Annotated in this window: 24 protein-coding genes, 2 tRNA genes and 1 pseudogene; 16 read left to right on the forward strand and 11 right to left on the reverse strand. The window is 67.9% G+C overall.

All coding sequences use genetic code 11. The features are described 5' to 3' along the window. Positions 1–30: 30 nt before the first annotated feature. Genes aat through trxB form a run of 4 tightly spaced genes read right to left on the reverse strand, consistent with a single transcriptional unit; the run spans position 31 to position 4168 of the window. Complete coding sequence (aat, locus tag E2F49_RS03740) at positions 31–774, reverse strand: leucyl/phenylalanyl-tRNA--protein transferase (RefSeq protein WP_133392664.1); 744 nt, start codon at positions 772–774, stop codon at positions 31–33. Further along, a complete protein-coding gene (locus E2F49_RS03745; RefSeq protein ID WP_133392665.1) occupies positions 771–1901 on the reverse strand; it encodes a GNAT family N-acetyltransferase in 1131 nt (376 codons plus the stop codon). Before E2F49_RS03745 ends, aat begins: the two co-directional genes overlap by 4 nt. Continuing rightward, entirely contained in the window at positions 1898–3154 is a 1257-nt protein-coding gene (locus tag E2F49_RS03750) for a DUF2254 domain-containing protein (protein WP_243713396.1), read from the reverse strand. Before E2F49_RS03750 ends, E2F49_RS03745 begins: the two co-directional genes overlap by 4 nt. 51 nt (positions 3155–3205) lie before the next feature. Further along, positions 3206–4168 (reverse strand): thioredoxin-disulfide reductase, encoded by a 963-nt coding sequence (trxB, locus tag E2F49_RS03755; protein ID WP_133392666.1) that lies wholly within the window; start codon positions 4166–4168, stop codon positions 3206–3208. Positions 4169–4323: 155 nt separating this feature from the next. On the opposite strand from trxB, the gene E2F49_RS03760 reads away from it, so the two are divergent. From E2F49_RS03760 to lolA, 3 genes are all read left to right on the forward strand, one after another. After that, a complete protein-coding gene (locus E2F49_RS03760) occupies positions 4324–5391 on the forward strand; it encodes an alanine dehydrogenase (RefSeq protein ID WP_133392667.1) in 1068 nt (355 codons plus the stop codon). A 46-nt stretch (positions 5392–5437) separates the two neighbouring features. After that, positions 5438–7819, forward strand: a complete 2382-nt coding sequence (locus tag E2F49_RS03765; RefSeq protein ID WP_133392668.1) for a DNA translocase FtsK — start codon at positions 5438–5440, stop codon at positions 7817–7819. Positions 7820–7958: 139 nt separating this feature from the next. Then, complete coding sequence (gene lolA, locus E2F49_RS03770; RefSeq protein ID WP_133393438.1) at positions 7959–8591, forward strand: outer membrane lipoprotein periplasmic chaperone LolA; 633 nt, start codon at positions 7959–7961, stop codon at positions 8589–8591. 201 nt (positions 8592–8792) lie between these two features. Here lolA and E2F49_RS03775 read toward each other — a convergent pair whose 3' ends face one another. Beyond that, on the reverse strand, positions 8793–9644 hold the full coding sequence (locus tag E2F49_RS03775) for a TraB/GumN family protein (protein ID WP_133392669.1): 852 nt from the start codon (positions 9642–9644) through the stop codon (positions 8793–8795). Between the two features lie 101 nt (positions 9645–9745). Between E2F49_RS03775 and E2F49_RS03780 the strand changes: the two genes are divergently transcribed. After that, positions 9746–11053 (forward strand): replication-associated recombination protein A, encoded by a 1308-nt coding sequence (locus tag E2F49_RS03780; RefSeq protein WP_425481354.1) that lies wholly within the window; start codon positions 9746–9748, stop codon positions 11051–11053. 136 nt (positions 11054–11189) lie between these two features. Further along, the gene (locus tag E2F49_RS03785; protein WP_133392671.1) at positions 11190–11597 is read left to right on the forward strand and encodes a hypothetical protein; all 408 of its coding nucleotides are present in this window, start codon (positions 11190–11192) and stop codon (positions 11595–11597) included. Positions 11598–11600: 3 nt separating this feature from the next. Here the strand turns inward: E2F49_RS03785 and E2F49_RS03790 are convergent, their stop codons facing one another. Next, complete coding sequence (locus E2F49_RS03790) at positions 11601–11960, reverse strand: hypothetical protein (protein WP_133392672.1); 360 nt, start codon at positions 11958–11960, stop codon at positions 11601–11603. 280 nt (positions 11961–12240) lie between these two features. Between E2F49_RS03790 and lexA the strand changes: the two genes are divergently transcribed. From lexA to E2F49_RS03820, 6 genes are all read left to right on the forward strand, one after another. Further along, the gene (gene lexA, locus E2F49_RS03795; protein ID WP_133392673.1) at positions 12241–12840 is read left to right on the forward strand and encodes a transcriptional repressor LexA; all 600 of its coding nucleotides are present in this window, start codon (positions 12241–12243) and stop codon (positions 12838–12840) included. 1 nt (position 12841) lies between these two features. Continuing rightward, positions 12842–13459, forward strand: a complete 618-nt coding sequence (imuA, locus tag E2F49_RS03800; protein ID WP_133392674.1) for a translesion DNA synthesis-associated protein ImuA — start codon at positions 12842–12844, stop codon at positions 13457–13459. Between the two features lie 11 nt (positions 13460–13470). Beyond that, entirely contained in the window at positions 13471–14895 is a 1425-nt protein-coding gene (locus E2F49_RS03805; protein ID WP_133392675.1) for a Y-family DNA polymerase, read from the forward strand. Next, complete coding sequence (locus E2F49_RS03810; RefSeq protein ID WP_165971112.1) at positions 14892–18140, forward strand: error-prone DNA polymerase; 3249 nt, start codon at positions 14892–14894, stop codon at positions 18138–18140. The genes E2F49_RS03805 and E2F49_RS03810 overlap by 4 nt, the downstream gene beginning before the upstream one ends. Before the next feature lie 72 nt (positions 18141–18212). Next, positions 18213–18974, forward strand: a complete 762-nt coding sequence (locus E2F49_RS03815; RefSeq protein WP_133392676.1) for a class I SAM-dependent methyltransferase — start codon at positions 18213–18215, stop codon at positions 18972–18974. A gap of 62 nt (positions 18975–19036) precedes the next feature. After that, positions 19037–19834, forward strand: a complete 798-nt coding sequence (locus tag E2F49_RS03820) for an AraC family transcriptional regulator (protein ID WP_133392677.1) — start codon at positions 19037–19039, stop codon at positions 19832–19834. 150 nt (positions 19835–19984) lie between these two features. Here the strand turns inward: E2F49_RS03820 and E2F49_RS03825 are convergent, their stop codons facing one another. Beyond that, positions 19985–21205, reverse strand: coding sequence for an MFS transporter (locus tag E2F49_RS03825; protein WP_133392678.1), 1221 nt, complete (start codon positions 21203–21205; stop codon positions 19985–19987). A gap of 122 nt (positions 21206–21327) precedes the next feature. Here E2F49_RS03825 and E2F49_RS03830 point away from each other — a divergent pair, with 122 nt between their 5' ends. Further along, on the forward strand, positions 21328–21843 hold the full coding sequence (locus tag E2F49_RS03830; RefSeq protein ID WP_133392679.1) for a hypothetical protein: 516 nt from the start codon (positions 21328–21330) through the stop codon (positions 21841–21843). 83 nt (positions 21844–21926) lie between these two features. Here the strand turns inward: E2F49_RS03830 and E2F49_RS03835 are convergent, their stop codons facing one another. Continuing rightward, positions 21927–23003: an NAD(P)H-dependent flavin oxidoreductase gene (locus E2F49_RS03835; protein WP_133392680.1), complete on the reverse strand. Its 1077-nt coding sequence runs from the start codon at positions 23001–23003 to the stop codon at positions 21927–21929. A gap of 56 nt (positions 23004–23059) precedes the next feature. Here E2F49_RS03835 and E2F49_RS16780 point away from each other — a divergent pair. The 4 genes and pseudogenes from E2F49_RS16780 to E2F49_RS03855 form a co-directional block, all read left to right on the forward strand. After that, positions 23060–23371: pseudogene (locus E2F49_RS16780) on the forward strand (VC1465 family Xer recombination activation factor); the annotation flags it as partial. A 277-nt stretch (positions 23372–23648) separates the two neighbouring features. After that, positions 23649–23981, forward strand: a complete 333-nt coding sequence (locus E2F49_RS03845; protein WP_133392682.1) for a toxin-antitoxin system HicB family antitoxin — start codon at positions 23649–23651, stop codon at positions 23979–23981. Between the two features lie 13 nt (positions 23982–23994). Then, positions 23995–24324, forward strand: a complete 330-nt coding sequence (locus tag E2F49_RS03850) for a hypothetical protein (protein ID WP_133392683.1) — start codon at positions 23995–23997, stop codon at positions 24322–24324. A gap of 415 nt (positions 24325–24739) precedes the next feature. Beyond that, complete coding sequence (locus E2F49_RS03855) at positions 24740–25090, forward strand: hypothetical protein (RefSeq protein ID WP_133392684.1); 351 nt, start codon at positions 24740–24742, stop codon at positions 25088–25090. 272 nt (positions 25091–25362) lie between these two features. On the opposite strand, the gene E2F49_RS03860 is transcribed toward E2F49_RS03855, so the two are convergent. The 3 genes from E2F49_RS03860 to E2F49_RS03870 all read right to left on the reverse strand — a co-directional run bounded on the left by E2F49_RS03860 (position 25363) and on the right by E2F49_RS03870 (position 26177). Then, a tRNA-Glu gene (locus tag E2F49_RS03860) sits at positions 25363–25438 on the reverse strand. Positions 25439–25498: 60 nt separating this feature from the next. Further along, a tRNA-Ala gene (locus E2F49_RS03865) sits at positions 25499–25574 on the reverse strand. 96 nt (positions 25575–25670) lie between these two features. Further along, the gene (locus E2F49_RS03870; RefSeq protein WP_133392685.1) at positions 25671–26177 is read right to left on the reverse strand and encodes a DUF1249 domain-containing protein; all 507 of its coding nucleotides are present in this window, start codon (positions 26175–26177) and stop codon (positions 25671–25673) included. Positions 26178–26234 lie beyond the last annotated feature (57 nt).

Consider the following 26234-nt stretch of genomic DNA (forward strand, 5'->3'; position numbering starts at 1 on the left):
GGGCGATGCAAAACGCCGCCTTGCACGGATTCAGCGGGCGCTGCCCAGGTCCGAAGCGGGTCGACTGCCGAATCCCTCTGACCACGAGCCGGTCACCGGCGGCGGCCGGTCGACCAGCGCCTGCACCGCCTCGATGAACCGCGGACGCGGCCAGTTGGTGGCGCCCAAGCGCGACAGGTGCGGATTCTCCACCTGCGCGTCGATCAGCGGCATGTCCCAGTCCCGCATCTGCGCGGCAAGCCCCAGCAGCGCGGCCTTGGAACCGCCGGTTGTGCCGCTGAACATGCTCTCGCCGAAGAACATCCGGCCGATCGCGACCCCGTAGATGCCGCCGACCAGCCGCGTGCCGTCGAAGACCTCGACGCTGTGCGCGTGCCCGGCTGCATGCATGCCGACGTAAGCGGCCTGCATGTCGGCGGTGATCCAGGTGCCGTCCTGTCCGGGGCGCGGCGCGACCGCGCAGGCGGCGACGACCTCGGCGAATGCGGTGTCGGCGCGCAGCGTCCAGTGACTGCCACGCAATGCCCGGGCTAACCGGCGGTTGGGCCGCAGCTGCGCGGTCTCGAAGACGGTGCGGGGATCGGGCGACCACCACAGGATCGGCTGGCCTTCCGAGAACCACGGGAACACGCCGTGGCGATAGGCATTGCACAGGCGCGGCACCGAGAGATCGCCGCCGAAGGCGAGGAGGCCGTCGGGGCGCTGCAGGGCGGTCTCCACCGGTGGGAACGGCGCCTGCGGGTCAGTGTCCAGCTTGGGCAGATGCAGGCTCACGGCGTCGCCGGTTTGAACGGGCTGCTGGCCGCGAGCGTCGCGGCGTAACCCCGGATCGACTGCGCCTCCTGCGCGCACCAGTCACGCAGTGCACGCCGGAATTCGGGATCGGCAATCCAGTGCCGGCTGTGCACGATCGTCGGCAGGAAGCCGCGCGCGAGTTTGTGTTCGCCCTGCGCGCCGGGTTCGAAATGCCGCAGGCCTTCGCGCAGGCAGTAGTCGATGCCCTGGTAGTAGCAGGTCTCGAAATGCAGGCCGGGCAGGGTGGCGATCGCGCCCCAGTAGCGCCCGTAGAGCGTATCCCCACCGCGCAGGCACAGCGCCCCGGCGACCGGGACATCGCCGAGGTCGGCGAAGACCAGCACCAGCTGGCGCGGCATGGTGGCGACGAGATGCCGCAGGAAATCCAGCGTCAGCGCCGGGGAGTTGCCGTACTCGGCGAAGGTCTGCAGGTAGAAGCGGTACATGGTGACGAGGTCCTCGTCGCCCGCTTCGTCGCCGTGCAGCACGCGGAAGGTCACACCGGCGCGTGCCACCTTGGCGCGTTCCTGGCGGATGTTCTTGCGGTGCTTGTGGTCCATCGCAGCGAGGTAATCGTCGAACGTCGACCAGTCGCCGGGATTGCGCCAGTGATACTGCACGTCGATGCGCGCGAGCCAGTCGGCATCGAAGTCCGCGGCTTCCGCACCGGTATGGAAGTTCACGTGCGCGGACGACAGGCCGTCCGCGACGGTCATCGTCTGCAGCTGTTGCAGCAGTGCCCGGCGGTCTTCCGCCGTGCGCGCCAGCAGGCGCGGGCCGGTGACCGGGGAATAGGGCACCGCGCACAGCCACTTCGGAAAGTAGTCGTGCCCGTAGCGCGCGTAGGCGTTGGCCCAGGCATGGTCGAACACGAACTCGCCATGCGAATTGGTCTTCAGATACGCCGGCGCTGCGGCGACGAGCACGCCATCGCGCCACAGGGTCAGGTGTCGCGGCGTCCACCCCCAGTCCTCGCGCAGGCAGCCCGCTTCCTCGAGTCCGCTCAGGAAGGCGTGCGCGACGAAGGGATTGTCGTCCACGCACAGCGCGTCCCAGTCCGCCGCGGACACGGCATCGAGCGTGCTGAGGATCCGGACCTCGCTCATGCCGACGTGCGCAGGCCCACCACTGCGTCGCGCAGGGCGCGGCGGTCGCCTTCGAAGGACATCGCCGCGTCCGCCCGCGCGAGCGCATCGCCGGCATGGCGCCGTGCGGCCGCCTCAAAACCGGCATGGCCGGTGGCCGCGATCGCCGCCAGGCCCTTCTGCAGGCGCACGCCGACCTCGAGCAGGCCCGCGCCGTCGCGGGCGAGCAAGGGGAACACATCCCCGAAGAGGTCATCGACGTCGATGGCCGGCACGAAGACCCGGGCGTGGCGCACCTCGATCGGCGCGGGCGCCGCCAGCGCCCATTCGCACAGCAGACGCGTGACCGTGCCGATCACGTCGATCGCCGTGCCGCTGTCGTTGGTCGCGGGCGACAGGGCCCGTGAGCCGATCTCGGTCAGGACCACCAGTCCGTAACGCGGGTCCTGATCGAAGCTGCGTTCGTCGCCGATCGTGAAGGCGGCCCGCAGGGCGGCCACGGTGTCGGCGTCGGGCGGCGCGCCATCCACGACCAGCAGCGGACGCCCCGGCACAGCGAAGCTGCCCGAACGCGACTGGACGTGCACCGTGACGCCTGCCGTCTGCGCGATCTCCGACAGGTGCGCGACGTCGACGTGCTCCACGTAGCCGATCCGGTCGGTGTCCACGGGGTGTCCGTCCGCAGGCGCACCGATGCCCGGTGCCGCGCCCAGGTGCGGGTCGCGCAGATGCGCTTCGATGGCACGGCGTGTCGCGGTTTCGACCAGGTTGATCGTCGCGCCCAGACGTCCGAAGCTCGACAGCTGTTCGATCCAGCGCAGCAGCGTCAGCGTGATCAGCACGATCACCAGCACCGTGGCCGCGAACAGCACGACACGGCCGCTGTCGCCGTACAGGCCGGTGCTGAGCGCGATGAGCCCGACCACCGAAAACAGGAAGGCGCCGATGAACGTGGCCAGGGCGCTCTGCGCGGCGCTGTCGGCGATGAGCAGGCGCGTCGCACGCGGGGTGGCGCCCGTTGAGGCCGAGCTGTAGGCCGACACCATCGTCGACAGCGAGAACGTCGTCACCGCGAGCATCGAAGCGGCGAGGATGCCAAGCAGGTTGCCGACCGAATCGGCACCAATCCGCCCGGCCAGCGTTTCGGGAATCCAGGTCTTGACCAGCGCGCCGACGAGCGCCGTTACGACGGCCAGCGCGCAGTAGACGGTCGCGCGCACCCACATGCGCCGGGCGTGCCTGCGCAGGAAGAGACGCAGCTGTTCCAGGGTCACGGGTGGCGGCCGAGCGCGTCGCGTGCGTCCGCTGCGGCCGTCATCGGACGATCAGCCCTGCTGGTCGAGGAAGCGTTCGGCGTCGAGCGCGGCCATGCAGCCGAAACCGGCCGAGGTGATGGCCTGGCGGTAGTGCTGGTCGGTCACGTCGCCGGCGGCGAACACGCCCGCCACGTTGGTCGACGTCGCATTGCCGTCGATGCCCGAACGGATCTCGAGGTAGCCGTTATTCATCGCCAGCTGGCCCTCGAACAGCGTGGTGTTGGGCGTGTGGCCGATCGCGACGAAGAAGCCGTGCACGGCGATCTCGCGGGTGCTGTCGTCCTGCACAGATTTGAGGCGCAAGCCGGTCACGCCGGCCTCGTTGCCCAACACCTCGTCGACGGTGTGATGCCACACCGGCACGATCTTGCCGGCCTGGATCTTGGCGTTGAGCTTGTCCTGCATGATCTTCTCGGCCCGCAGGGTGTCGCGGCGATGGACGAGATAGACGGTCTTTGCGATGTTCGACAGGTACAGCGCTTCCTCGACCGCGGTGTTGCCGCCGCCGACTACGGCCACGTCCTGGTCCTTGTAGAAGAAGCCGTCGCAGGTGGCGCAGGCGGACACGCCGCGGCCCTTGTACGCCTCTTCCGACGGCAGGCCGAGGTACTTCGCGGTCGCGCCGGTCGAGATGATCAGCGCATCGCAGGTGTACTCGCCATTGTCGCCCTTGAGGCGGAACGGGCGCTGCGACAGATCGGCGGTATGGATGTGGTCGAAGATGGTCTCGGTATCGAAACGCTCCGCGTGCGCCTGCATGCGCGCCATGAGGTCCGGGCCCATCAACCCGTGCGCATCGCCCGGCCAGTTGTCGACCTCGGTGGTGGTCATCAGCTGGCCGCCCATCTGCATGCCGGTGATGACCACGGGCTTGAGGTTGGCGCGCGCGGCGTAGACCGCGGCGGTCCAGCCGGCGGGGCCGGAACCGAGGATCAGCAGACGGATGTGGCGGGGGCTGTTGGAGACGCTCATGTATACTCGCGGACTACGGCACTGCGGCCTGACGTGACCCATAGCTTGGCGGTGCGCCCCCCGCAAAACAAGGTTCGGCCACGTCAGCCGACCGGAACAATCCATCCGCGACACGCCGCCGAAAGCGGCGTTTTTTTGTGCAGGAGTTCGGCGACATGCGTATCGGTATTCCGAGTGAGACCAAGACCCTCGAAGGCCGCGTGGCCCTGGTGCCGGAAGCGGCAGGCGACCTGGTCAACCGTGGCCACGAAGTGTGGGTGCAGCAGGGCGCAGGCCTGAAGTCGGGTTTCAGCGACGAGGCCTACACCCGTCTGGGCGTGAAGATCGCGCCGGACGCGGCCGCGCTGTACGAAAAGGGCGAACTGATCGTCAAGGTCAAGGAGCCGATCGAGGGCGACCTGGCGCTGCTGCGCAAGGACCACCTGTTGTTCTGCTACCTGCATCTGGCGCCGCTGCCCGAGCTGACCAAGCGTCTGCTCGACATCGGCCTGACCGGCGTCGCGTTCGAGACCGTCGAACTCGACAACGGCGAGCTGCCGCTGCTGGCGCCGATGTCGGTGATCGCCGGCAAGATCGCCGTGCAGGTCGGCACGCATTACCTGCACCAGCCACTGGGCGGCAAGGGCAAGCTGCTCGGCGGCCTGCCGTCGACCGAGCGCGGCAAGGTCGTGGTGTTCGGCGCCGGCGTGGCCGGTGGCGCCTCGGCGGCGCTGGCTGCAGCCGGCGGCGCGAACGTGGTGGTGTTCGAGAAGCGCCAGGACCGCATGGAACAGATGATGCGCCTGGGCAACAACGTCACCGCGCTGTATCCCTACGACGACGTGGTCGCCCGCGAGGTCGCCTCGGCGGATCTGGTCATCGGCGCGGTGCTGGTCACCGGCGCGGTCGCGCCGCACGTGGTCTCGCGCGAGATGATCAAGTCGATGGAGAACGGCAGCGTGCTCGTCGACATTTCGATCGACCAGGGCGGCTGCTTCGAGACTTCGCGCGGCACCACCTGGAAGGAGCCGATCTACGTGGAGGAGGGCGTGACCCACTTCTGCGTGACCAACATGCCCGGCGCCGTGCCGCAGACCTCGTCGCAGGCCATCTGCGCGGCGATCCTGCCGTGGGTCAACAAGCTGGCCTCGGGCAATTGGCGCGACAACGCTGCACTGGTCCGCGGCATCAACGTCGAAGGCGGCGAGCTCGTGCATCCCGCACTGCAGGGCATGAAACTTTGACGTAAGATCAAAGGCCTGTATCGACTTTCTCAGGTAAAGACGCACGGTGGCACGCCCGCTCTCAGATCGACCCAAGCGTTCGCGTGCCAGCGCGAAGGACGCCGCTCCGGCGGCGTCCGAGAAGGCGGCGCCGAATCCGCGCCGCCAGCGACTGGTCCGCGACATCGCACTGATCCTGATCGCGCCCTTGCTGCTGTATCTGCTGGCCTGTCTGGTCACGCATTCGCACACCGATCCCAGCTGGTCCTCGCAGACCGGCGTGCTGCCCAGCGAGATCCACAACGTCGGCGGGCCGGTCGGTGCGTGGATCGCCGACGTGCTGCTGCAGCTGTTCGGCTTGATGGCCTATCCGTTGCCGCTGATCCTCGGCGCGATCGCGTGGATCGCGCTGTTCGGCATGGATCGCGATGGTGACGGCCGCGCGGATTTCGGGCCGGCCCTGCGGCTGGCCGGCATCGTCGGGTTCCTGGTCACCGGTGCGGGCCTGCTCGCGCTGCGCTTTCCGAACCTGCTGAACTATCCGGCCGGCGGTGGCGGCATTCTCGGCCGTCTGGTCGGCAACACGCTCAAGGCCGCCTTCGGTGCGTTCGGCGGCAACCTGTTGCTGCTCGCACTGTTCCTGGTGTCGGTGACGCTGGCCACGGGCCTGTCGTGGTTCGCGGTGATGGACCGCATCGGCGCCTGGGTGATGCGTCTGCCCGAGCTGTTCCGCCGCAGCAGCAAGCAGGCGACCGAGTGGAAGGAAGCGCGCGTGCACCGCGAGGAGCGGACCGAGGCGCGCAAGATCGAGACCGAACTGCGCGCCAAGCGGGCGCCGGTGAAGATCGAGCCGCCGCCGGCGCCGGTGGTCGAGAAGAGCGAGCGCGCCAAGCGCGAGCAGCAGATCCCGATGTTCTCCGGCGTCGATGCCGGCGGCACCGGCCTGCCGTCGCTGGCCCTGCTGGACCCGCCCAAACCGCAACCCAGCGGCTACGACCAGGCCACGCTGGACACGCTGTCGCGGCAGATCGAGTTCAAGCTCAAGGACTTCCGCATCGATGTCGAGGTCAAGGAAGCCCAGCCGGGCCCGGTGATCACGCGCTTCGAGATGGAGCCCGCGCCGGGTGTGAAGGTCAGCCAGATCAGCTCGCTCGACAAGGACATCGCCCGCGGCCTGTCGGTGAAATCCGTGCGCGTGGTCGACGTGATTCCGGGCAAGTCGGTGATCGGCCTGGAAATCCCGAACGTGCGCCGGGAGATGATCTATCTCACCGAGCTGCTCGACTCCAAGGAATACGACAAGTCCGCCAGCCCGCTGACGCTCGCGCTGGGCAAGGGCATCAGCGGACAGCCGGTGGTCGCCGATCTGGCGCGCATGCCGCATCTGTTGGTCGCCGGTACCACCGGTTCGGGCAAGTCGGTCGCGGTCAACTCGATGGTGCTGAGCCTGCTGTTCAAGGCCACGCCCAAAGACCTGCGCATGCTGATGATCGACCCCAAGATGCTGGAGCTCAGCGTCTACGAGGGCATCCCGCACCTGCTGGCGCCGGTGGTCACCGACATGAAGGAGGCCGCCAATGGCCTGCGCTGGTGCGTGGCCGAGATGGAGCGCCGCTACAAGCTGATGAGCGCGGTCGGCGTGCGCAACCTCGGCGGCTTCAACAAGAAGGTCAAGGACGCGCAGGACGCGGGGCAGCCGCTGTCCGATCCGCTGTTCCGGCCAAATCCCGAATCGAGCGACGTCGCCGAACTGCTCGAACCGCTGCCCTACATCGTCATCTTCATCGACGAATTCGCCGACATGATGATGATCGTCGGCAAGAAGGTCGAAGAGCTCATCGCGCGCCTGGCGCAGAAGGCGCGCGCGGCCGGCATCCATCTGATCCTGGCCACGCAGCGGCCGTCGGTGGACGTGATCACCGGCCTGATCAAGGCCAACATCCCGACCCGCATCGCCTTCCAGGTCAGCTCCAAGATCGACTCGCGCACCATCCTCGACCAGTCCGGTGCGGAAACGCTGCTCGGCAACGGCGACATGCTGTATCTGCCGCCGGGAACCGCGATGCCCGAGCGCGTGCACGGCGCCTTCGTATCCGACGAGGAAGTGCATCGCGTCGTCGAACACCTCAAGCAGAGCGGCAAGGCCGACTACATCTCCGGCGTGCTGGACGAAGTGCAGACGATGGGCGACGGCACCGTCATCGGCGCGACCGGGCTGCCGGAAGCAGGCAGCAGCGGCGGCGACGAGAGCGATCCGCTCTACGACGAGGCGGTGAAGATCGTCACCGAGACCCGTCGCGCATCGATCTCCGGCGTGCAGCGCCGACTGAAGATCGGCTACAACCGCGCCGCGCGTCTGGTCGAGGCGATGGAAGCGGCGGGCGTCGTCAGCCCGCCCGAGCACAACGGCGACCGCAGCGTGCTCGCGCCGCCGCCACCGCCGCGCTGACGCACCGGCGCCCGCTCGCGCTGAATCGTCGATGCACGAGGCCGGGCATGCGCCCGCGTTGTCGTCGGCGCATTCAGCTTGCGCTTCGCACACTCCGATCCAACGAATGACGCACCCCGAGGTTCTTCCGATGCGCACGATGCTCCGCAATTCCCGTTGGCTCGCCGCGGCCGCCGTGCTGCTGGTCGCAGGTGTCGCCCAGGCCTCGGGCGCACGCGCCCAGCTCGACACCTTCACCCGCGGCCTGACCGGTCTGGAAGGCCAGTTCACCCAGCAGGTCAGCGACGGCAACGGCCGCGCGCGCGAGAGCTCCAGCGGCACGCTGGCGCTGTCGGCGCCGCGTCTGTTCCGCTGGGAATACGTGAAGCCGTATCCGCAGCTGATCGTCGCCGACGGCCGCACGGTGTGGGTGTTCGATCCCGACCTGCAACAGGTCACGCGCCGCTCGCAAGGCCCGCAGGAACAGGACAGCCCGCTGGCCGCGCTGATCGACCCGTCCAAGCTCGACCGCGACTTCACCGTGACCGAGGCCGGCAATGCCGGTGGTCTGGCGTGGCTGGAACTGCGCCCCAAGCGCACCGAGAACGCCGCGTTCGAACGCGCACGCCTGGGCTTCAACAGCGCCGGCATGCCCACGCGCATGGAAATCCACGACACGCTGGGCCAGCAGACCACGATCGGTTTCAGCGGCTGGAAGCGCAACCCGACGTTCGCGCGGGATACCTTCCGCTACACGCCGCCGGCGGGGGTGGATGTGGTGGGCGAGGAGTGAGGCGTGGGATTTGGAGCGTCAGCGGTGAGGCGTAAGGCGTAAGACGTCAGTGTGCAGGCTCTGCTCGCGTACCCCGTCGTCGCCCGGACCACTATCGACCGTCGTCCCAGCGAAAGCTGGGACCCATTTTCGCGATAGAGCAAGATCAAGATGGGTCCCAGCTTCCGCTGGGACGACGGCTTCAAATGCTTGCTCGCAGGATTAATCCTTCGACTCGCCGACCTGCCGGATCGGCGTGAACGCCGGCAGCACCAGCCGGTAATCGAAGGGCGACCTCGCACCTTCGACACCGCCGCCACGCGATGGCGCGACATCGACGATCCCGCATGTCTCGCCGCAGGCCCAGTACGCGCCGCGCGCGGCCGTGACATTGACCGAGTAGGGCAACAGATCCTGCAGCAGCGCAGTCATCGGCTGTTGGGGAAACCCTTCCGGCGCATCCGCCGGACGCGAGCGCATCGCATGCACGTTGCCGGTGACGACCACCATCCGGCCGTGCGGGAACGCGTCATGCGCGCGCCGCAGCACATGCGCCATCGCCGCTTCGCAGGTGCCGCGCTGGTAGCACCGGATGTCGCGTGGATCGAACGGCAGGATCGCGACATCGCGTCCGGACGCCTTCAGTCGACCGATGCGCCGGACCAGCGCCAGTACATCCTCGCTGCGACGCCCGTCGTTCTCATCGGCGGGCACCTGCCACCAGGCGCGCTGACGTAGCCGATCGATCGCCGCATCGGCGCCGCCGCTGGCCACGGCTTCACGCAGGGAATCGTGTTCACGCGCGGGAATCTCAAGCGCCAGCAGCACCGGCGACGCGTCGCTCCAGCGTTCGACCAGATCGCCGGCCAGCAACGGAATCTCGCGCGTGCCGTGCATCTCGCCGAGCACGACCAGACGATGCCCGTCCGATGCCCGGGTCAGCGTGTCGACCGCATCTGCGCGCCAGTCGGCGGCGGCCGTCGCCGACAGCGCACTCAGCGCGATGCCGAGTGCGAGCCGCTGGAGCTGGCGCGTCGCGCTTGTGATCACGTCCCGGTGGCGCAATATCGACATGTCGCAATCCCTGCAATCGAGTCCCCACAGGTTAACGCGTGCCACGATCCCGACCTTCCCGCGCCGGCACCGGCGACCTGCTGCAGGTCGACCGCAGTGCCATGCGTCCGCTGGCCGAGCGCATGCGCCCCGCCAGGCTCGACGAGATGGTCGGCCAGCGCCGGCTGGTCGCCGAGGGCACCGCGCTGCGCACGGCGGTCGAGGCCGGCAAGATCCATTCGATGGTGCTGTGGGGCCCGCCGGGCTGCGGCAAGACCACGCTGGCGCTGCTGCTGGCGCACTACGCCGATGCCGAGTTCAAGGCGATCTCGGCGGTGCTGTCCGGACTGCCGGAAGTGCGGCAGGTGTTGGCCGAGGCCGCGCACCGGTTCGACGGTGGGCGCCGCACGGTGCTGTTCGTCGACGAGGTGCACCGCTTCAACAAGACCCAGCAGGACGCGTTTCTGCCGCACATCGAGCGCGGCACGATCGTGTTCGTCGGCGCGACCACGGAGAACCCGTCGTTCGAACTGAATTCCGCGCTGCTGTCGCGCTGCCGCGTGCACGTGATGGAGCCGGTGTCGCCGGACGACATCATCGATACGCTGCGCCGGGCGCTGATCGATGGCGAACGCGGCCTGGGCGATCGCGGCCTGCGCATCGACGACGCGTTGCTGCGGATGATCGCCGTCGCCGCCGATGGCGACGTGCGCCGTGCGCTGACGCTGCTGGAGATCGCCGCCGAACTGGCGGGCGAGGGCGGGGACGTCACCGCCGGCACGCTCGAGCAGGTGTTGGCCGACCGCACGCGCCGCTTCGACAAGGGCGGCGAGCAGTTCTACGACCAGATCTCGGCACTGCACAAGTGCGTGCGCAGCTCCAATCCCGACGGCGCGTTGTACTGGCTGGCGCGCATGCTCGACGGCGGCTGCGATCCGGGCTATCTCGCCCGGCGCATGACGCGGATGGCGGTCGAGGACGTGGGTCTGGCCGATCCGCGTGCGCTGCAGATGGCGATCGATGCCTGGGAGGCCTTCGATCGGCTCGGCAGTCCCGAGGGCGAACTCGCGCTCGCGCAGCTGGTGATCTATCTGGCCAGCACCGCGAAATCCAATGCCGGCTACATGGCCTTCAACCAGGCCAAGCGCGACGTGCGCGAATACGGCACGCAGGACGTGCCGATGCACTTCCGCAACGCGCCGACCAAGCTGATGAAGGAGCTCGGCTACGGTACCGGCTACCAATACGACCACGATGCCGAAGACGGCATCGCGCTCGACCAGACCGCGTTCCCGGATGCGATGGGCGAGCGGGTCTATTACGAGCCGGTCGCCCGCGGCATGGAGATCAAGCTCAAGGACAAGCTCGATGCATTGCGGGCGGCGCGGGCCGAGGCCATCGCCAAGGCCCGCGAGGCCGGCGACGACTGAGAGCCTGTTCAAAGGGTTTCGGGTTTCCCGATCTGCTTGTCGGAGATCGCATCGACGCGACTGCGCGCTTGCACGATGGCGCGTCGAAGGGGACAGGCGCAGCGTCGAAGGCGGTTCTTCCACGGAGGGAACGCCGATGCGGATCTGTCTGTTTGTATTGCTGATGCTGGCCTGGCCGGCCGCCGCGCAGTCGGTCCACAAATGCGCCGACAGCCGCGGTGGACACAGTTACCAGTCGCAACCCTGCGCCCAAGGCGAGGCGCTGAAGTCGTGGGATATCCCCGTCTATGCACCATCCACGACGCCGGCGACCGTCCCGAAGCCTCGCGCACCGCGCAGAACGGCCACGCCCGCGTCGCAGCGGGCGGCCACGGCACCGCGCAGGCCGGCGGCCAGCCGCGACAGCCAGCACGCCCGCTGCCTGGCAGCCCGTGCGAGTCGCGACAGTGCACTGCAGAAGCTCGGCAACCAGCGGCGCTACGACGACCTGCGTCGACTCAACGAACGCGTGTCGGCGGTCTGCAATCACCGCGGCCGGCAATGAACCTCATGGATTGCAGGGACGCCCGGTACCTTCCCAGCCGTTCGGCAGACGCCGGATGACCTGGTTGCCGGCGCAGCGTTCGCCGGCTTCCAGCGGCGTCGAGCGATAGGTCACCAGCACCGGCTCGGCGGCGGCAGCGGCCACGGGCCTGGGGTATTCGTAGATCACACGTTCGGGCGATGGCAGATGCCCCGGCGCGCGCGCGAACCCGGCGCTGTCGGCGCTGTCGGCGCCGCTGCGGCTGGCGTGCAACCAGGCCGCATTGGACGCGACCAGCAGACCCAGCAGTACGAGGGCGCTCGCCTGCCAGGTGGATCGGCCCCAGCGGGCAGGGGACAGGAACGCCTTGCGTCGATGATCCACGATGCCCTCCGGAAAGATGTCCTGACGGACCGCTCCCGATGCTAGGGACGCCATGGGAGGCGGACCATCTGGGGTAAACCCGATGGCGCGGCGCTGCGGATCCGGCTTGCAGACGGGTCCAGCGACCGGAGTCACAGGCGCCGGTCATATGCCTGGGTGAGAACTTTTCTGAGGAAGTGGCTGCAAGCCTTTCATCGGATTGGATCCGTTCCGGACCGCCTGCAGGCTCATGATCGAAGTGATGGCATCTGCACACACGAGGGTGTACAAATGTACACCCATGATCGACCTGCCGCCCCAACGTGCCGCCGTCCTCGCCTTCCTGCGCGAGCGCATCGCCGCAGGCGCCTCGCCGAGTCTGGCCGAGATCGCCGAGGCCTTCGGTTTCGCCTCGCGCAATGCGGCCCACAAGCATGTGCAGGCGCTGGTCGGTGCCGGACTGGTCGAACTCAAGGCGGGCCGCAAACGCGGTCTGCGCCTGCCGGGGCAGGGCGAGCGCATGGCGGCATTGCCGGTGCTCGGCCGGGTGGCGGCGGGTGTGCCGATCGGGCCGGATACCGGCAGCGAACGGACGCTCTGGCTGGATCGCGGCCTGTTCTCGCTGCGCCCCGATTACCTGCTGCGCGTCGAGGGCGATTCGATGATCGACGACGGCATCCTCGACGGTGATCTGGTCGGCGTGCACCGCGCCCGTGATGCCCGAGACGGCCAGACCGTGGTCGCGCGCCTCGACGATGCGATCACCATCAAGCGGCTCGAACACCGCGACGGCGGCATCCGCTTACTGCCGCGCAATCCCGCACATGCGCCCATCGTGATCGCTGCCGATGCCGACTTCGCGATCGAGGGCCTGTACTGCGGCCTGGTGCGGCAGGGCTGAGATGGCCGCCGCCACGCAATCGCTCGATGCGCTGCTGGCCGCACGCACGGTGTGGCCGGCCGGTCGCGGCACGCGCTGCGCGGATGCGGGCCAGCCGACCGGACATGCCGCGCTCGATGCGGCGTTGCCGGGTGGCGGCTGGCCGCCACGGGCGCTGACCGAGCTGCTGCTGCCGTCCGATGGCGTTGGCGAGATCTCGCTGCTGTTCCCCGCGCTGTCGCGCATCACCGCTGCCGGCGGCCGCGTGGTGCTGGTCGCACCGCCATGCATTCCCTATGCGCCGGCCTGGCAGGCGGCGGGTGTGCGGCTGGAGGTGCTGGACATCGTCGACGCGGCGCCCGGCGATGCGCTGTGGGCGTTCGAGCAGTGCCTGCGCAGCGGCGCCTGCGCGGCGGTGCTGGGCTGGCCGGACACCGGCGATGCGCGCCTGATGCGCCGTCTGCAGGTCGCAGCCGACAGCGGCGACTGTCACGCCTTCGCATTGCGCGACCGGCGCCATGCGGCCAATCCTTCGCCCGCCGCGCTGCGCATCGAGTATCTGCCCGAGGCACAGGCCTGGCAGGTGCGCAAATGCCGCGGCGGACAGGTGCCGGCGCAGCCCTTGCGACTGGCGAGCTGAATGATCCCGCCATGCTCTGGGCCTGTCTTCTCCTGCCGCAACTGGCGCTCGACGCCGTTCTCCGTCGCCAGCCCGATGCGAAGGCCGCGCCGTTCGCGCTGGTCGACGGACCGGCGCAACTGCGGCGCCTGCACAGCGTCAACGCGGCTGCGGCGGCGCATGGCCTGAAGCCCGGCATGCGTCTGTCGGCGGCGCATGCCCTGCTCGCCGGCGTGAGCACGCAGGCACACGATCCCCTGGCCGAATCGGCCGAGCACCGGTTCCTCGCGGCCTGGGCCTACCGGCACAGTTCGCTGGTGAGCCGGCAATGGCCGCGGGCGATCGTACTGGAGGTGCAGGCGAGCTTCCGGCTGTTCGGGCCGTGGTCGCAGTTCGAACACACCTTGCGCGCCGAACTCGGGTCGATGGGATTCGGGCATCGCATCGCCCTGGCGCCATCGCCGACCGCGGCCCGCGTGCTGGTGGGACTGCGCGACGGCTTCGCGGTGACGGCGCAGGACGAACTGTCGAGCCTGCTCGATCGCGTACCGGTGCGCCGCGCCGCCTTGCCCGACGATGCCGGCGAACGTCTATACCGCATGGGCGTGCGCACGCTCGGTGCCCTGCGTGCGCTGCCGGGTGCGTCGGTGCAGCGGCGGTTCGGTGCCGACGTGCTGGCGCACCTGCGCCGGCTCTACGGCGAGTCCGACGATCCGGTCGACTGCTACACGCCGCCCGACCGGTTCGACATGCGCGTGGAGCTCGGCTACGAAGTCGAGTCGCATCCGCCGCTGCTGTTTCCGCTGCGGCGTCTGATCAACGACCTGTGCATCTATCTGTCGGCGCGCGACGGCGGCGTGCAGCGCTTCGTCGTGCGACTCGAACATGACGCCGGCCATACCGATGTCGAGGTCGGTCTGCTCGCGCCCGAACGTACCGCGACGATGCTCTTCGAACTGGCGCGCAACCGCCTCGAACGCACGGAGATACACAAACCCGTGGTCGCGATGCGTCTGCAGGCCTTCGAGCTGCCACCGTTCGTACCGGCTGCGCGCGACCTGTTCGACACGCGTCCGCAGCAGGCGCTGGACTGGCCGCATCTGCGCGAACGCCTGCGCGCGCGGCTGGGCGACGAGGCCGTCTACCGGGTCGTGCCGGCCGGCGATCCGCGGCCCGAACATGCGTGGACCCGGCAGGTCGGCGCGGACACCGGCACGATCGCCGACGCACCTGCGCGTCCGATGCGTCCGGCCTGGCTGCTGCCGCAGCCGGTGCCGTTGCAGGACACCGGCCTGCGCATCCTCTCGGGCCCCGAACGGCTGGAAAGCGGCTGGTGGGACGGCGACGATGCGCGCCGCGACTACTACGTCGTCGAGACCCGCGCAGGCCAGCGCGGCTGGGCCTTCGTGCCGCCGGGCCGCCATGAAGGCTGGATGCTGCACGGCTGGTTCGCATGAGCTGGGACGATGCGATCGACGGCGTCGACCGCGACACGCCGGGCGCGCACGTGCCGCGTGCGGTGCGCGTGGCAACGCGCATGCGCGCGGCCGCCAACGATGACGTCTCCCACGATGCCGACGACGACCAGCCGCCGTATGCCGAACTGCATTGCCTGTCGGATTTCTCGTTCCTGCGCGGCGCATCCAGCGCGGAGCAGCTGTTCGCGCGCGCCGTGCACTGCGGTTACGGCGCGTTGGCGATCACCGACGAGTGTTCGCTGGCGGGCATCGTGCGCGGCTACGACGCCAGCCGGGCGACGGGCCTGAAGCTGATCGTCGGCAGCGAGTTCCGCCTGCTCGACGACACGCGGTTCGTGCTGCTGGTCGAAAGCCGCGCCGGTTATACCCAGCTCTGCGCATTGATCACCCGCGGCCGGCGTGCCGGCACCAAGGGGCAGTACCGGCTGTCGCGTGCGGATGTCGAGGCCATGTTCCGCGGCAAAACACCCGGGGTCTTCGCGCTGTGGCTGCCCGGCGCAACGCCCGACGCGCAATCGGGCGCCTGGCTGCGCAGCGTGTTCGGTGATCGCACGCATCTGGCCGTCGAACTGCACCGCGAGCGCGACGATGCCGAACGCCTGGCCACGCTGCTGTCACTGTCGCGCACGCTCGACATCCCGGCGCTGGCCAGCGGCGACGTGCACATGGCCACGCGACGCGAGCGCATCCTGCAGGACACGCTGACCGCGATCCGCCACGTCACGCCGATCGCCGACTGCGGCGCACACCTGTTCCGCAACGGCGAGCGGCACCTGCGTACGCGCCGGGCGCTGGGCAACATCTACGGCGCTGCGCTGATGCAGGCGGCGGTCGATCTCGCGGCGCGCTGCACGTTCGAGATGGGCGAACTGCATTACGACTATCCGGTCGAGCTGGTGCCCGAGGGCCACACGCCGACGACCTGGCTGCGTGCCCTGACGGAAACGGGCATCCGCGAGCGCTGGCCCGGCGGTCCGCAGCCCAAGGTGCGTGACCTGATCGAGACCGAACTGGCATTGATCGCCAAGCTCAAGTACGAGGCGTTCTTCCTCACCGTCGCCGACATCGTCCGCTTCGCGCGGGGCGAGGGCATCCTGTGCCAGGGCCGCGGGTCCTCGGCCAATTCCGCGGTCTGCTACGCGCTCGGCATCACTGCGGTCAATCCCGACGACACCCGCCTGCTGATGGCGCGCTTCCTGTCGGAGAACCGCAACGAACCGCCGGACATCGACGTCGATTTCGAACACGAACGGCGCGAGGAAGTCATCCAGTACGTCTACGCCAAGTACGGCCGCGAACGCGCCGCGCTGGCCGCGACCGTCATCGCCTATCGCGGCAAGAGCGCGGTGCGCGACGTCGCCAAGGCCTTCGGTCTGCCGCCCGACCAGATCGCGCTGCTGGCCAGCTGCTACGGCTGGGGCAATGGCGGCACGCCGATGGAGCAGCGCATCACCGAGGCCGGCTTCGATCTCGACAATCCCCTGATCGGCCGGATCCTCGTCGTCACCGAGATGCTGCGCGACCACCCGCGGCATCTCTCGCAGCACGTGGGCGGCTTCGTGATCTCCAACGAACCGCTGTCGCATCTGGTGCCGATCGAGAACGCGGCGATGGACGACCGCACGATCATCCAGTGGGACAAGGACGATCTGGAATCGATGAAGCTGCTCAAGGTCGACTGCCTCGCGCTGGGCATGCTGACCTGCATCCGCAAGACGCTCGATCTGGTGCGTGGCCATCGCGGGCGCCGGTTCGAGATCGCGACCCTGCCGCGTGAGGACGCGCAGACCTACGAGATGATCCAGATCGCCGATACCGTCGGCGTGTTCCAGATCGAATCGCGCGCGCAGATGGCGATGCTGCCGCGGCTCAAGCCCAGAGAGTTCTACGACCTCGTGGTCGAGGTCGCGATCGTGCGGCCGGGCCCGATCCAGGGCGACATGGTGCATCCCTACCTGCGGCGCCGGCAGGGCTACGAAGCGGTCACGTATCCGTCCGAAGGCGTGCGCGAGATTCTCGGCCCGACACTGGGCGTGCCGCTGTTCCAGGAACAGGTGATGGAGCTGGTGATCCACGCCGGCTACAGCGCCGACGAGGCCGACGGCCTGCGTCGCTCGATGGCCGCCTGGCGGCGCGGCGGCGACATGGAGCCGCATCGCGCGCGCATCCGCAAGCTGATGGAAGAGAAGGACTACGCGCCGGAGTTCATCGAACAGATCTTCGAGCAGATCAAGGGCTTCGGCTCCTACGGCTTTCCGCAGAGCCACGCGGCCTCGTTCGCCAAACTCGTCTACGCCAGCTGCTGGCTCAAGCGCCACGAACCGGCGGCCTTCGCCTGCGGGCTGCTCAACGCGCAGCCGATGGGCTTCTATTCGCCGAGCCAGATCGTACAGGACGCGCGCCGCGGCAGCCTGCATCGCGATGCGGTGACGGTGCTGCCGATCGACGTCATGCACAGCGACCGCGACTGCACGCTGGTCGGCGGCGTGCCCTGGCGCAGCGGTGACGCGCCGGGCAGGCAGCCCGACATTCGCCTGGGCCTGCGCCTGATCGCCGGGTTGTCGAAGGACTGCGCCGAGGCGATCGTCGCCGCGCGCGCGCAGCGTCCCTTCGCCAGCATCCAGGACCTGTGTCTGCGGGCCGGACTCGACGAGAAGGCCCGCAGCGTGCTCGCCGAAGCTGGCGCGCTGGCATCGCTGGCCGGGCATCGCAATGCGGCGCGCTGGGCGATGGCCGGCATCGAGCGGCAGCGGCCCCTGCTGCCGGGCAGTCCGGACGAGGATGCGATCGAACTGCCGATGCCGCGGGCAGGGGAGGAGATCCTGTCCGACTACCGCAGTACCGGCCTGACGCTGGGACCGCATCCGATGTCGCTGCTGCGGCCGCGCATGCGCGAGCGGCGGATCATCGGCCTGCAGGACCTGCAGCAGCGGCGCCACGGCAGCGGCGTGCATGTCGCCGGGCTGGTCACGCAGCGGCAGCGCCCCGCAACGGCCAAGGGCACGATCTTCGTCACGCTGGAGGACGAGACCGGAATGATCAACGTCATCGTCTGGCCGCATCTGGCGTTGCGGCGCCGCCGTGCGCTGCTGGAATCGCGGCTGATGGCGGTGCGCGGCCGCTGGGAGCGCGTCGACGGCGTGGCGCATCTGATCGCCGGCGATCTGGAAGACCTCAGCGGGATGCTCGGCGGCATGCAGCTGCCCTCGCGCGATTTCCATTGAAGCGGCGGGTGCTTGGTGCGGTGATTGTTATGTTGTAACTTTCGCGTCCCGGATTCGCACGCGCAGGGCCCGATGTCGCTGTTTCAACGGATCGCCGATCTGCAGGGCGATCGCCCCTGGGGCGCCATGCTCGACGCCGGCACCGGTCGCAACTCGATGCGCTGGCTGCTGTCGCTGGAGACCGAACGCTGGACCGCCGTGACCGGCGCCGCTTCGATGGCGCGTCAGGTCGAGACCGAACTGGGCACCCGCACGCGTGACGCGGACCGGCTGGTCGTCGGCAACTGGACCGACCCGGACCTGCTGGCCGGCGAACGCTACGACACCGTGCTCGCCGACTATCTGCTCGGCGCGATCGAGGGCTTCGCACCGTACTGGCAGGACCGCCTGTTCGAACGCCTGCACGGACTGGTCGCGCCCGGTGGGCGGTTGTACGTCGTCGGTCTGGAACCCTATGTGCCGCAGCTGCCCGATACGCTCGATGCCGCCGGCAGCCTGGTCACGCGGATCGGTCGCCTGCGCGACGCCTGCCTGCTGCTGGCGGGCGACCGGCCGTATCGCGAGTATCCGGCGCCGTGGACGCTGCGCCAGATCGAACGCGCCGGCTTCCGCGTGCTGCATGCAGAACAGGTGCCGATCCGCTTCGGCACGCGCTTCGTCGACGGCCAGCTCGACATGTGCACGCGCGTGCTCGAACGTCTCGACGATCGCGCCCTGGCCGCGTCGCTGCAGACGCACGTCGATGCGTTGCGCATGCACGCGCACATGCACATCGCCGAACACGGCGGTCTGCGCCATGGACACGACTACGTGATCGCCGCCGAGCCGATCTGATTCCTGCCGGCAACGTCGGCAAGTCACTGGTGTCCGGCCTGCCCGGATTGCATGATGTCGGCATGCCCCGTCGCAAACCGGACACGCCCGTACCCGCCGGACACGACGTGCCGCTGCCTGCCGGCCCCGAGACGCCGGTCTATTGCCAGGCCCGCGACTACGCCCCCGACCACGTGATTCCGTTGCACCGGCATCCGGACCGGCACCAGCTGGTCTACGCCGCGTCCGGCGTGTTCGTCGTGCGGGCAGGGGCCGGGCGCTGGGTCGTGCCGAGCACGCGCGCGATCTGGATGCCGATGGGCATCGCCCATCAGGTCAGCTGCATCGGTGCGGTGCAGATGCGCAGCGTCTACATCCTCCCGGAGGCGATCGCCGATGCGCCGGCAACCGCGTCGGCAGTGTCGGTCACGCCGCTGCTGGCAGCATTGCTGCAGGCCGCATCGACGGTACAGGCGCCGTATGCCCGCGAGTCGCGCGACGGTCGACTGATGCAGCTGATCCTCGACGAACTCTCGACGCTGCCGGCGCTGCCGCTGCATCTGCCCGAACCGGACGATCCGCGTCTGCGCGCGATCGAGCGCTACTGGGACAAACGGCCCGATGACGGCATGTCGCTGCAGGACTGGGCCGCCCGCCTGGGAGTCGATGCGCGCACGGTGCAGCGTCTGTGCGCGCGCGAACTCGGCATGACATTCGGGCGCTGGCGGCAGCAGACCCGTCTGCTGCGCGCGCTCGAGCAGCTGGCGGTCGGCGGCAAGGTCATCGATGTCGCGCTGTCGCTGGGCTACGAAAGTCCCAGCGCGTTCACTGCGATGTTCAAACGGCGCTTCGGACAGACGCCGACCGAATTCTTCCGGTAGGCCGGTCCCGGACATTCGGCTTCGCAGGGTGAGTAGAGCACGGCCAAACCGGTCATTGCCGCGCACGGGAAATGGATTCTCGCTGCGCTCCACCATCCGAAGGCTGCATGGCGTGCGCGCTCGAAGATCGACGCGCGCGCGATCGAAGACCTACATCTTCCCGCCACTGGTGCGCGGCAACAGCGCGGTGGCCAGACCGAGCAGCGGCAGGAACGCGGTGACCTGGTAGACCCACAGGATGCCGCGCACGTCGGCCAGCTCGCCGAGCGCGGCCGCGCCGATGCCGCCGATGCCGAACATCAGGCCGAACATCACCCCCGACACCATGCCCACCCGGCCCGGCACCGCTTCCTGCGCGTAGACGACGAGCGCGGCGAACGCCGACGACATCACCAGGCCGATCAGGATCGACAGCACGGTCGTCGCGACGAGGCCCACGTGGGGCAGGGCGAGCGCGAACGGCGCGACGCCGAGGAAGGAAATCCAGATCACCGCCTTGCGGCCGATGCGATCGCCGACCGGACCGCCCATGAAGGTGCCGAGCGCAATCGCGCCGAGGAAGGCGAAGAGGTGCACCTGGCTCTGCTGCACGCTCACGCCGAACCGCTGGATCAGATAGAACGTGAAGTAGTTGGTGAACGAGGCGATGTAGACGAACTTCGCGAACATCAGCACCGACACCACCGCGATCGCCTGCACGACTTTCGCCTTCGGCAGACCGGCGCCATGACGCCCGGCAAGATTCGCGAGCCGCGCCTGACCGTGCTGCACCGACCACTTCGTCAGCCGCAACAGCACGAAGATCGCCAGCGCCGCGACCAGCAGGAACCAGCCGATCGCCGGCTGGCCGTACGGAATCACGATCGCGGCCGCCAGCAGCGGCCCGATCGCCGAGCCGGTGTTGCCGCCCACCTGGAACGTCGACTGCGCGGTGCCGAAACGGCCGCCCGAGCCCATGCGCGCCACGCGCGAGGCTTCGGGATGGAAGGTCGCCGAGCCGACACCGACGATGGCCGCCGACACCAGCAGCATCGGATAGCTGTGCGACAGCGCCAGCGTCGCGATGCCGGCGAAAGTCACGGCCATGCCGGCCGGCAGCAGATAGGGCATCGGATGCTTGTCGGTGTACAGCCCGATCCAGGGCTGCAGCAGCGAGGCGGTGATCTGGTAGACCAGTGCGATCAGACCGATCTGGCCGAAACTCAGTTCGAAATCGGCCTTCAGCATCGGGAAGATCGCCGGCAGCATCGCCTGGATCAGATCGTTGAGCAGATGCGCGAACGCCGCCGCGCCGACGACGCGGATCGCGAAGCCCTGGGGAGCGGTGGGCGTGTCGGTAGCGGGGAGGGGCGGAGCAGGGGAGTGCGACATCGAAAGGAGCAGCGGCGTACAGCGTCACCGCGACCGCAGGCAGTGTGGGGACGTGCAGGCTAGGCCGATCGGGCAGGTCCGTCCTGCGCGATCACGACAGCAGCTGTCGCAATTGGGACATTGTGGCGTCCGTTCCGGTTCTGGAAGGGGTCGCACCACACGTCTCGACACACCAGATCCGCGACGTAGACTTCGACGCACAGGGGATGGAGCGTCATCGAATGGAATCGAAAGCGAAGCAGCTCGTGCTGCTGGCGGCCGCGGCCGTTTGGTCCGCCCCGGCGGCGGCCCAGCACGTCTATAAACGTGTCAACTGGCAGGGCGCTGTGACCTACCAGTCCGAGCGCTGCAGCGACCGCGACCGGATCGACCGCGTCTACGACACCAATCGCGAGATCGAGATCGACGGCCGCGTGGTCCGGAACTTCGTGCCGAGCACGACGTCGCGTGATCCAGGTCTGTCGCGCAGCTATGGGCGCCCGCAGAACAGCGACGGCAGCTACAAATCCGACGCGGCCTGCGACATTGCGAGAGCGGTCACGAACGGCAATCGCCGCCATCGCAACATCGAGTCGCTGGCCGGCGACGCGCGGCTGCGCTCCGAGCACTGCAATCACACGCGGGGTCCTGCCGGCTGACGCGAGATCACGAACTTGGGGCAGGGTGTTCAAGTCCATCGCGCAGTCGCATCGATCTGGTGCGCGACGGGACGCTCGAGGGCTCAGGGCGCGCCGCGCATTTCCTCGAGCAGCACCGCGACCAGATCCGCAGCGGGCAGTGCGCGCGCCAGCGGTGCGCCTTGTCCGGCCCATTGCGCCGCGAAGTCGGACACGCCGTGGCGCGCCGCCGCCGTATGCAGCTGTTTGGCTGCATCGTAGGCGACCGGATAGTCGGGCGCGGCCGCACTGTCGGACGCATCGAACTGTGCCATCAGCCGGTTGACCAGCCCGCGCGCGGGTCGTCCCGACAGCACGCGCGTCAGTCGCGTGGTCCGGCTGCGCTCGCTGGCCAGGGCGGCCCGGTACTCCGGCCCTGCGGCCGATTCGGGACACAGCACGAACGCCGTGCCGAGCTGCGCGGCACACGCACCCAGGCCGAGCGCTGCGCGGATGCCCTGACCGTCCATGATGCCGCCGGCCGCGATCACCGGCAGCGGCGAATGCGCGCACAGAAGCCGCACCAGGACGGCGGTGCCCAGCTGCGCATCGGGCGAGTGCGGGTCGAACATGCCGCGGTGTCCGCCAGCTTCGATGCCTTGGGCGACGATCGCGTCGATGTCCGCTCCCGCGATGCGGTCTGCTTCGCCGGTCGACGTCGCCGTCGCGAGCGTCAGGATGCCGGCATCGCGCAACCGGTCCACCCAGCTGCGCGGCGGCACGCCGAAATGGAAGCTGACGACCGCCGGACGCGCGTCGAGCAGCAGCGACAGCACGGTTTCGTCGGCCAGAAAGCTCGGATAGATCTCGTGGAGCGCCTCGGGCGGTGCGGTTCCGAATGCCTCGAACAGCGGGCGGAGCCGTTCGATCCACGCGGCTTCGCGGGCGGCATCACGTACAGCGGGTGCATGCGCGAACACGTTGACGTTGAACGGTCGCCCCGTCAGCGCACGGGTCTGCTCGATCATGCGGCCCGCCGCTGCGACATCGCTGGCGCCGATCGCAATCGAACCCAGGCCGCCGGCGTTCGACACCGCGGCCGCAAGCGCTGGCGTGGAAACACCCGCCATGGGCGACTGGATGATCGGCTGGATGTCGAGTCGTTCCAGGAGCGGATGATGGCAGGCCTTATGCAGAAGCATTTCGGAGATATGGGAGGACACAGATGGCCACATTACGACATCCAGAATTTCGCATAATGTACAAAAAGCCTTTGAAAAACAAGGGCTTGAAGAAGAGGGCGGTTCGGCCCCTCATTACCGCTGAGCAATTCCGAGATGCGCGTGTGTTCGGTGGCTTCACCCGCGAAGAGGTCGCCGAATTTCTCTGCGTCGGACTTCGCACCGTAGGCCATTGGGAGACCGGCAAAACCCGCGTTCCCTATTCGGCTTTCAAGCTTCTTCGTGTGCTTCGCCATGGCGATTTGATTGACCCTGCTTGGTCCGAATGGAAGATCTCCCGAGGCATGCTCTGGACTCCTGAGGGGCGCGCTATTGGGCCTCATGAGGGCCAGTGGTTGGGCCTTCTCGTCGCGCGTGCTCACCTCTCTGCTGACCTGGCTAAAGAGGTCCAGAAGCTGCGTGCACGTATCGCCGAACTGACTGCCGCTGGGGTCGAGGCCGGAGCGGTAACGGAGCGAAGCGACGGTCTCGCGACGGCCGCTGGCCCCATTGGGCTTGTCTATTCTTCAACAAGTGGTCCGCGCTCTCTGACCGCCTTTCCGGTTCAGTGGTTTAGCTTGAATTCTTCCTATTGCACTGGCCCATTTATGGGGCCAGAATGGGGCCATGAACGCACCCAAGCCAGAGATACACAAGCTCAACCTCCGGCTTCCGCCCGAGTTGAAACAGCAGCTGCAGATTTACGCGGACAGCGTGGGCGTGTCGCTCAATGCGGCATGCCTGCTGGCAATCCGGAATTACCTGCCGTACGCGATGAAGGGTGTGGAGCAGTTCGAGAAGAACGTACCCAAGCCATCTCTCCCGCGAGCCACAAAGGCGCAGTCGGCAATGCCACATCGAAAAGCCGAACCCGTCTTGCAAAGGCGGGTTGGTCGGAACGAGTCATGCCCTTGCATGAGTGGCAAAAAGGCGAAGGTTTGCCATCCGGAGTGGACCTGACGGGAGAGCCGCGATGAGGCGTCGGCAGTCGAACCCTGAGTATCTCCGGGCTGCTTACCTCCGGGCCCTTGAGGTTGTCGACGCACTCGATAGCGTGCATGCCGACAACAAATCTCCGACCCTTGAAGATCGCATTGCTTATGCCGATGCGCGGCGTTCTCTTCAAGCTTTCGCTGATTATTTCCACACCGAACTGTCGATCGTTGCTCGCCGCGGCGGGCATGGACACCGCGTCCGTGGCGCTGCCGCCGATGCCGTTGCCGGGCGCCAGCCGCGAGGCGGGCGACCCGGCATCGACTTCGACGGCGACACCCAATCGCGTTCAACAGGTGGCCCGGAATGACCGTTCGACCTGGCTATTTCGTCAAGCGTCAGGATTGGGGTGCAGGGGCTGCGCCCCTGCGGTTATGGCGCATGGATGCGCCGCTTCTTCCTAGCGGTCGGACCCGCGCTAGGGGCCGGTCAGCAGTAGGCATGTCCGCTTTCTGCCGACCGGCTTTTCGCACCAACATCCGGGCAATTACTGCCAGCGGTTGCAGCCGCTGGACAACCCAGAGCCGCACGGGGGCGGCAGTGCTATGAAATCACGACTTCGCATAATGTACATTATGTAAATTTCGAGAGGTCCCGTAAGATCGAGGACGCGGCATGTACATCGGCACGCAGGTCATCGGCGACGTATCCAATGATGAGGCTAGTCGCACGTGGAAAGCGTTTGCCTTCCCTCGAACGCAACCAGAACCGGCAAGGAGAGATCGGTGGCAGCAAGGAAGCATCAGAGCAACGCGTATCAGGCGTGGACCTACATCCTCGCAGGTCTCCTGGCGCTGACGAACGCTGCGTGGTTCCTGTCCAGCAGAGTGACGGCGAACGATCATGCGGCGCAATTGCGTGCGGCACAGGTTCAAGGCCCGCCCGTGCAACGCGTGATCTACGAGTACCGCAATCGGACGCCCGAGCCCGCAGTGGGCCCGGGCATGCAACGACGCCTGGAATCGGATGAGCGCTGCCAGCCCATCGCAGGCGGCAGTCGCGAAGGCGTGGTCATCTCGAAACGGGGAAACGCATGGTCATCGGATGGTGAACGCTGCGATCCCACGCTCGTCTAGCGGATGATCCGGATCCGTCGACCGTGGACTTGTATTGCGCAGTCCGGCGGCAGCACGCGACGCGTGCAATCACGCGGATTGACCCCTGTGCTCTGGAACCGGCACCGTCCAGCGCATCTTCGCCCGGACACCACGGCATTGAACACGTGCGGTCAGCGCAAGACGTGAGAGGCCGGATCCGATGCCCCGCCCTCGCCTCGCATCCACAGACTTTTTCGACCGGACGAAAGCAGAACGGGCAGCTCTCGCGAGCTGCCCGTCTGTTTGTAAAGTGGCGTCCCCACGGGGATTCGAACCCCGGTGTCCACCGTGAAAGGGTGGTGTCCTAGGCCTCTAGACGATGGGGACGCTGAAAACCGTCTTGCGTCATCCCGATGGTCAGGCCGTAAACGACCACCGGACAAATTTTGGTGGAGCCAGGCGGGATCGAACCGCCGACCTCCTGCATGCCATGCAGGCGCTCTCCCAGCTGAGCTATGGCCCCACGTTTGGGAGCGCGAATTCTAGTGTTGCGTTTCAGAAACGTCAACAAGGAATTTCGCATTCCCGCCGTTCGCATCGTGCCGTCGGTGAGGACGTCTCAGCCGGTGGCGCCGGCCTCGCTGCAATCGAGGCGCGCATCTTCCGGATTTGGACGCAAAGATGCAAGCCCGTGTTTCTGGTCTTCGAGATATTGCAGCCACTTGCCCAGAAACGTGTTCATGCGCAGGCGGTGATCGACGACCTCGACCGGCGGCGGAAACATGCCGATGACGTCCTGCCAGCGGCGTCCGACATAGCAATGCGTCGCTTCGACCTGGCCCGCATCGCGGTACAGACGCAGATGCGCGGACGGGTCCGGTTCGCCGGTCACCGGATCGAGCATCGCGTAGCTCAGACGCAACTCGGTCGTGTACGGGTGCTGCGCGATCACGTCCAGCAACACCGGCAAGGTGCCCGGCACGTCGGAACGGTATCGACCGGGCGCGAGGCTCGCCGGATCAAATATGCGTACCGCGCGTTCGTGGTTTTCCGCATACAGCGCCATCAGCCAGCCGAAGCGGCCCAGTGTGGGAGGTCTGGCATGGCGGGTCAGGACTTTCTGCATGGACCGATGCTACATCCGCGGCGATGAATCGGGCAGCAGACACCACGCGGTCCGGGG

It is taken from the genome of Luteimonas terrae (assembly GCF_004358165.1).
In the GTDB taxonomy this organism is placed as follows: Bacteria; Pseudomonadota; Gammaproteobacteria; order Xanthomonadales; family Xanthomonadaceae; genus Luteimonas; species Luteimonas terrae.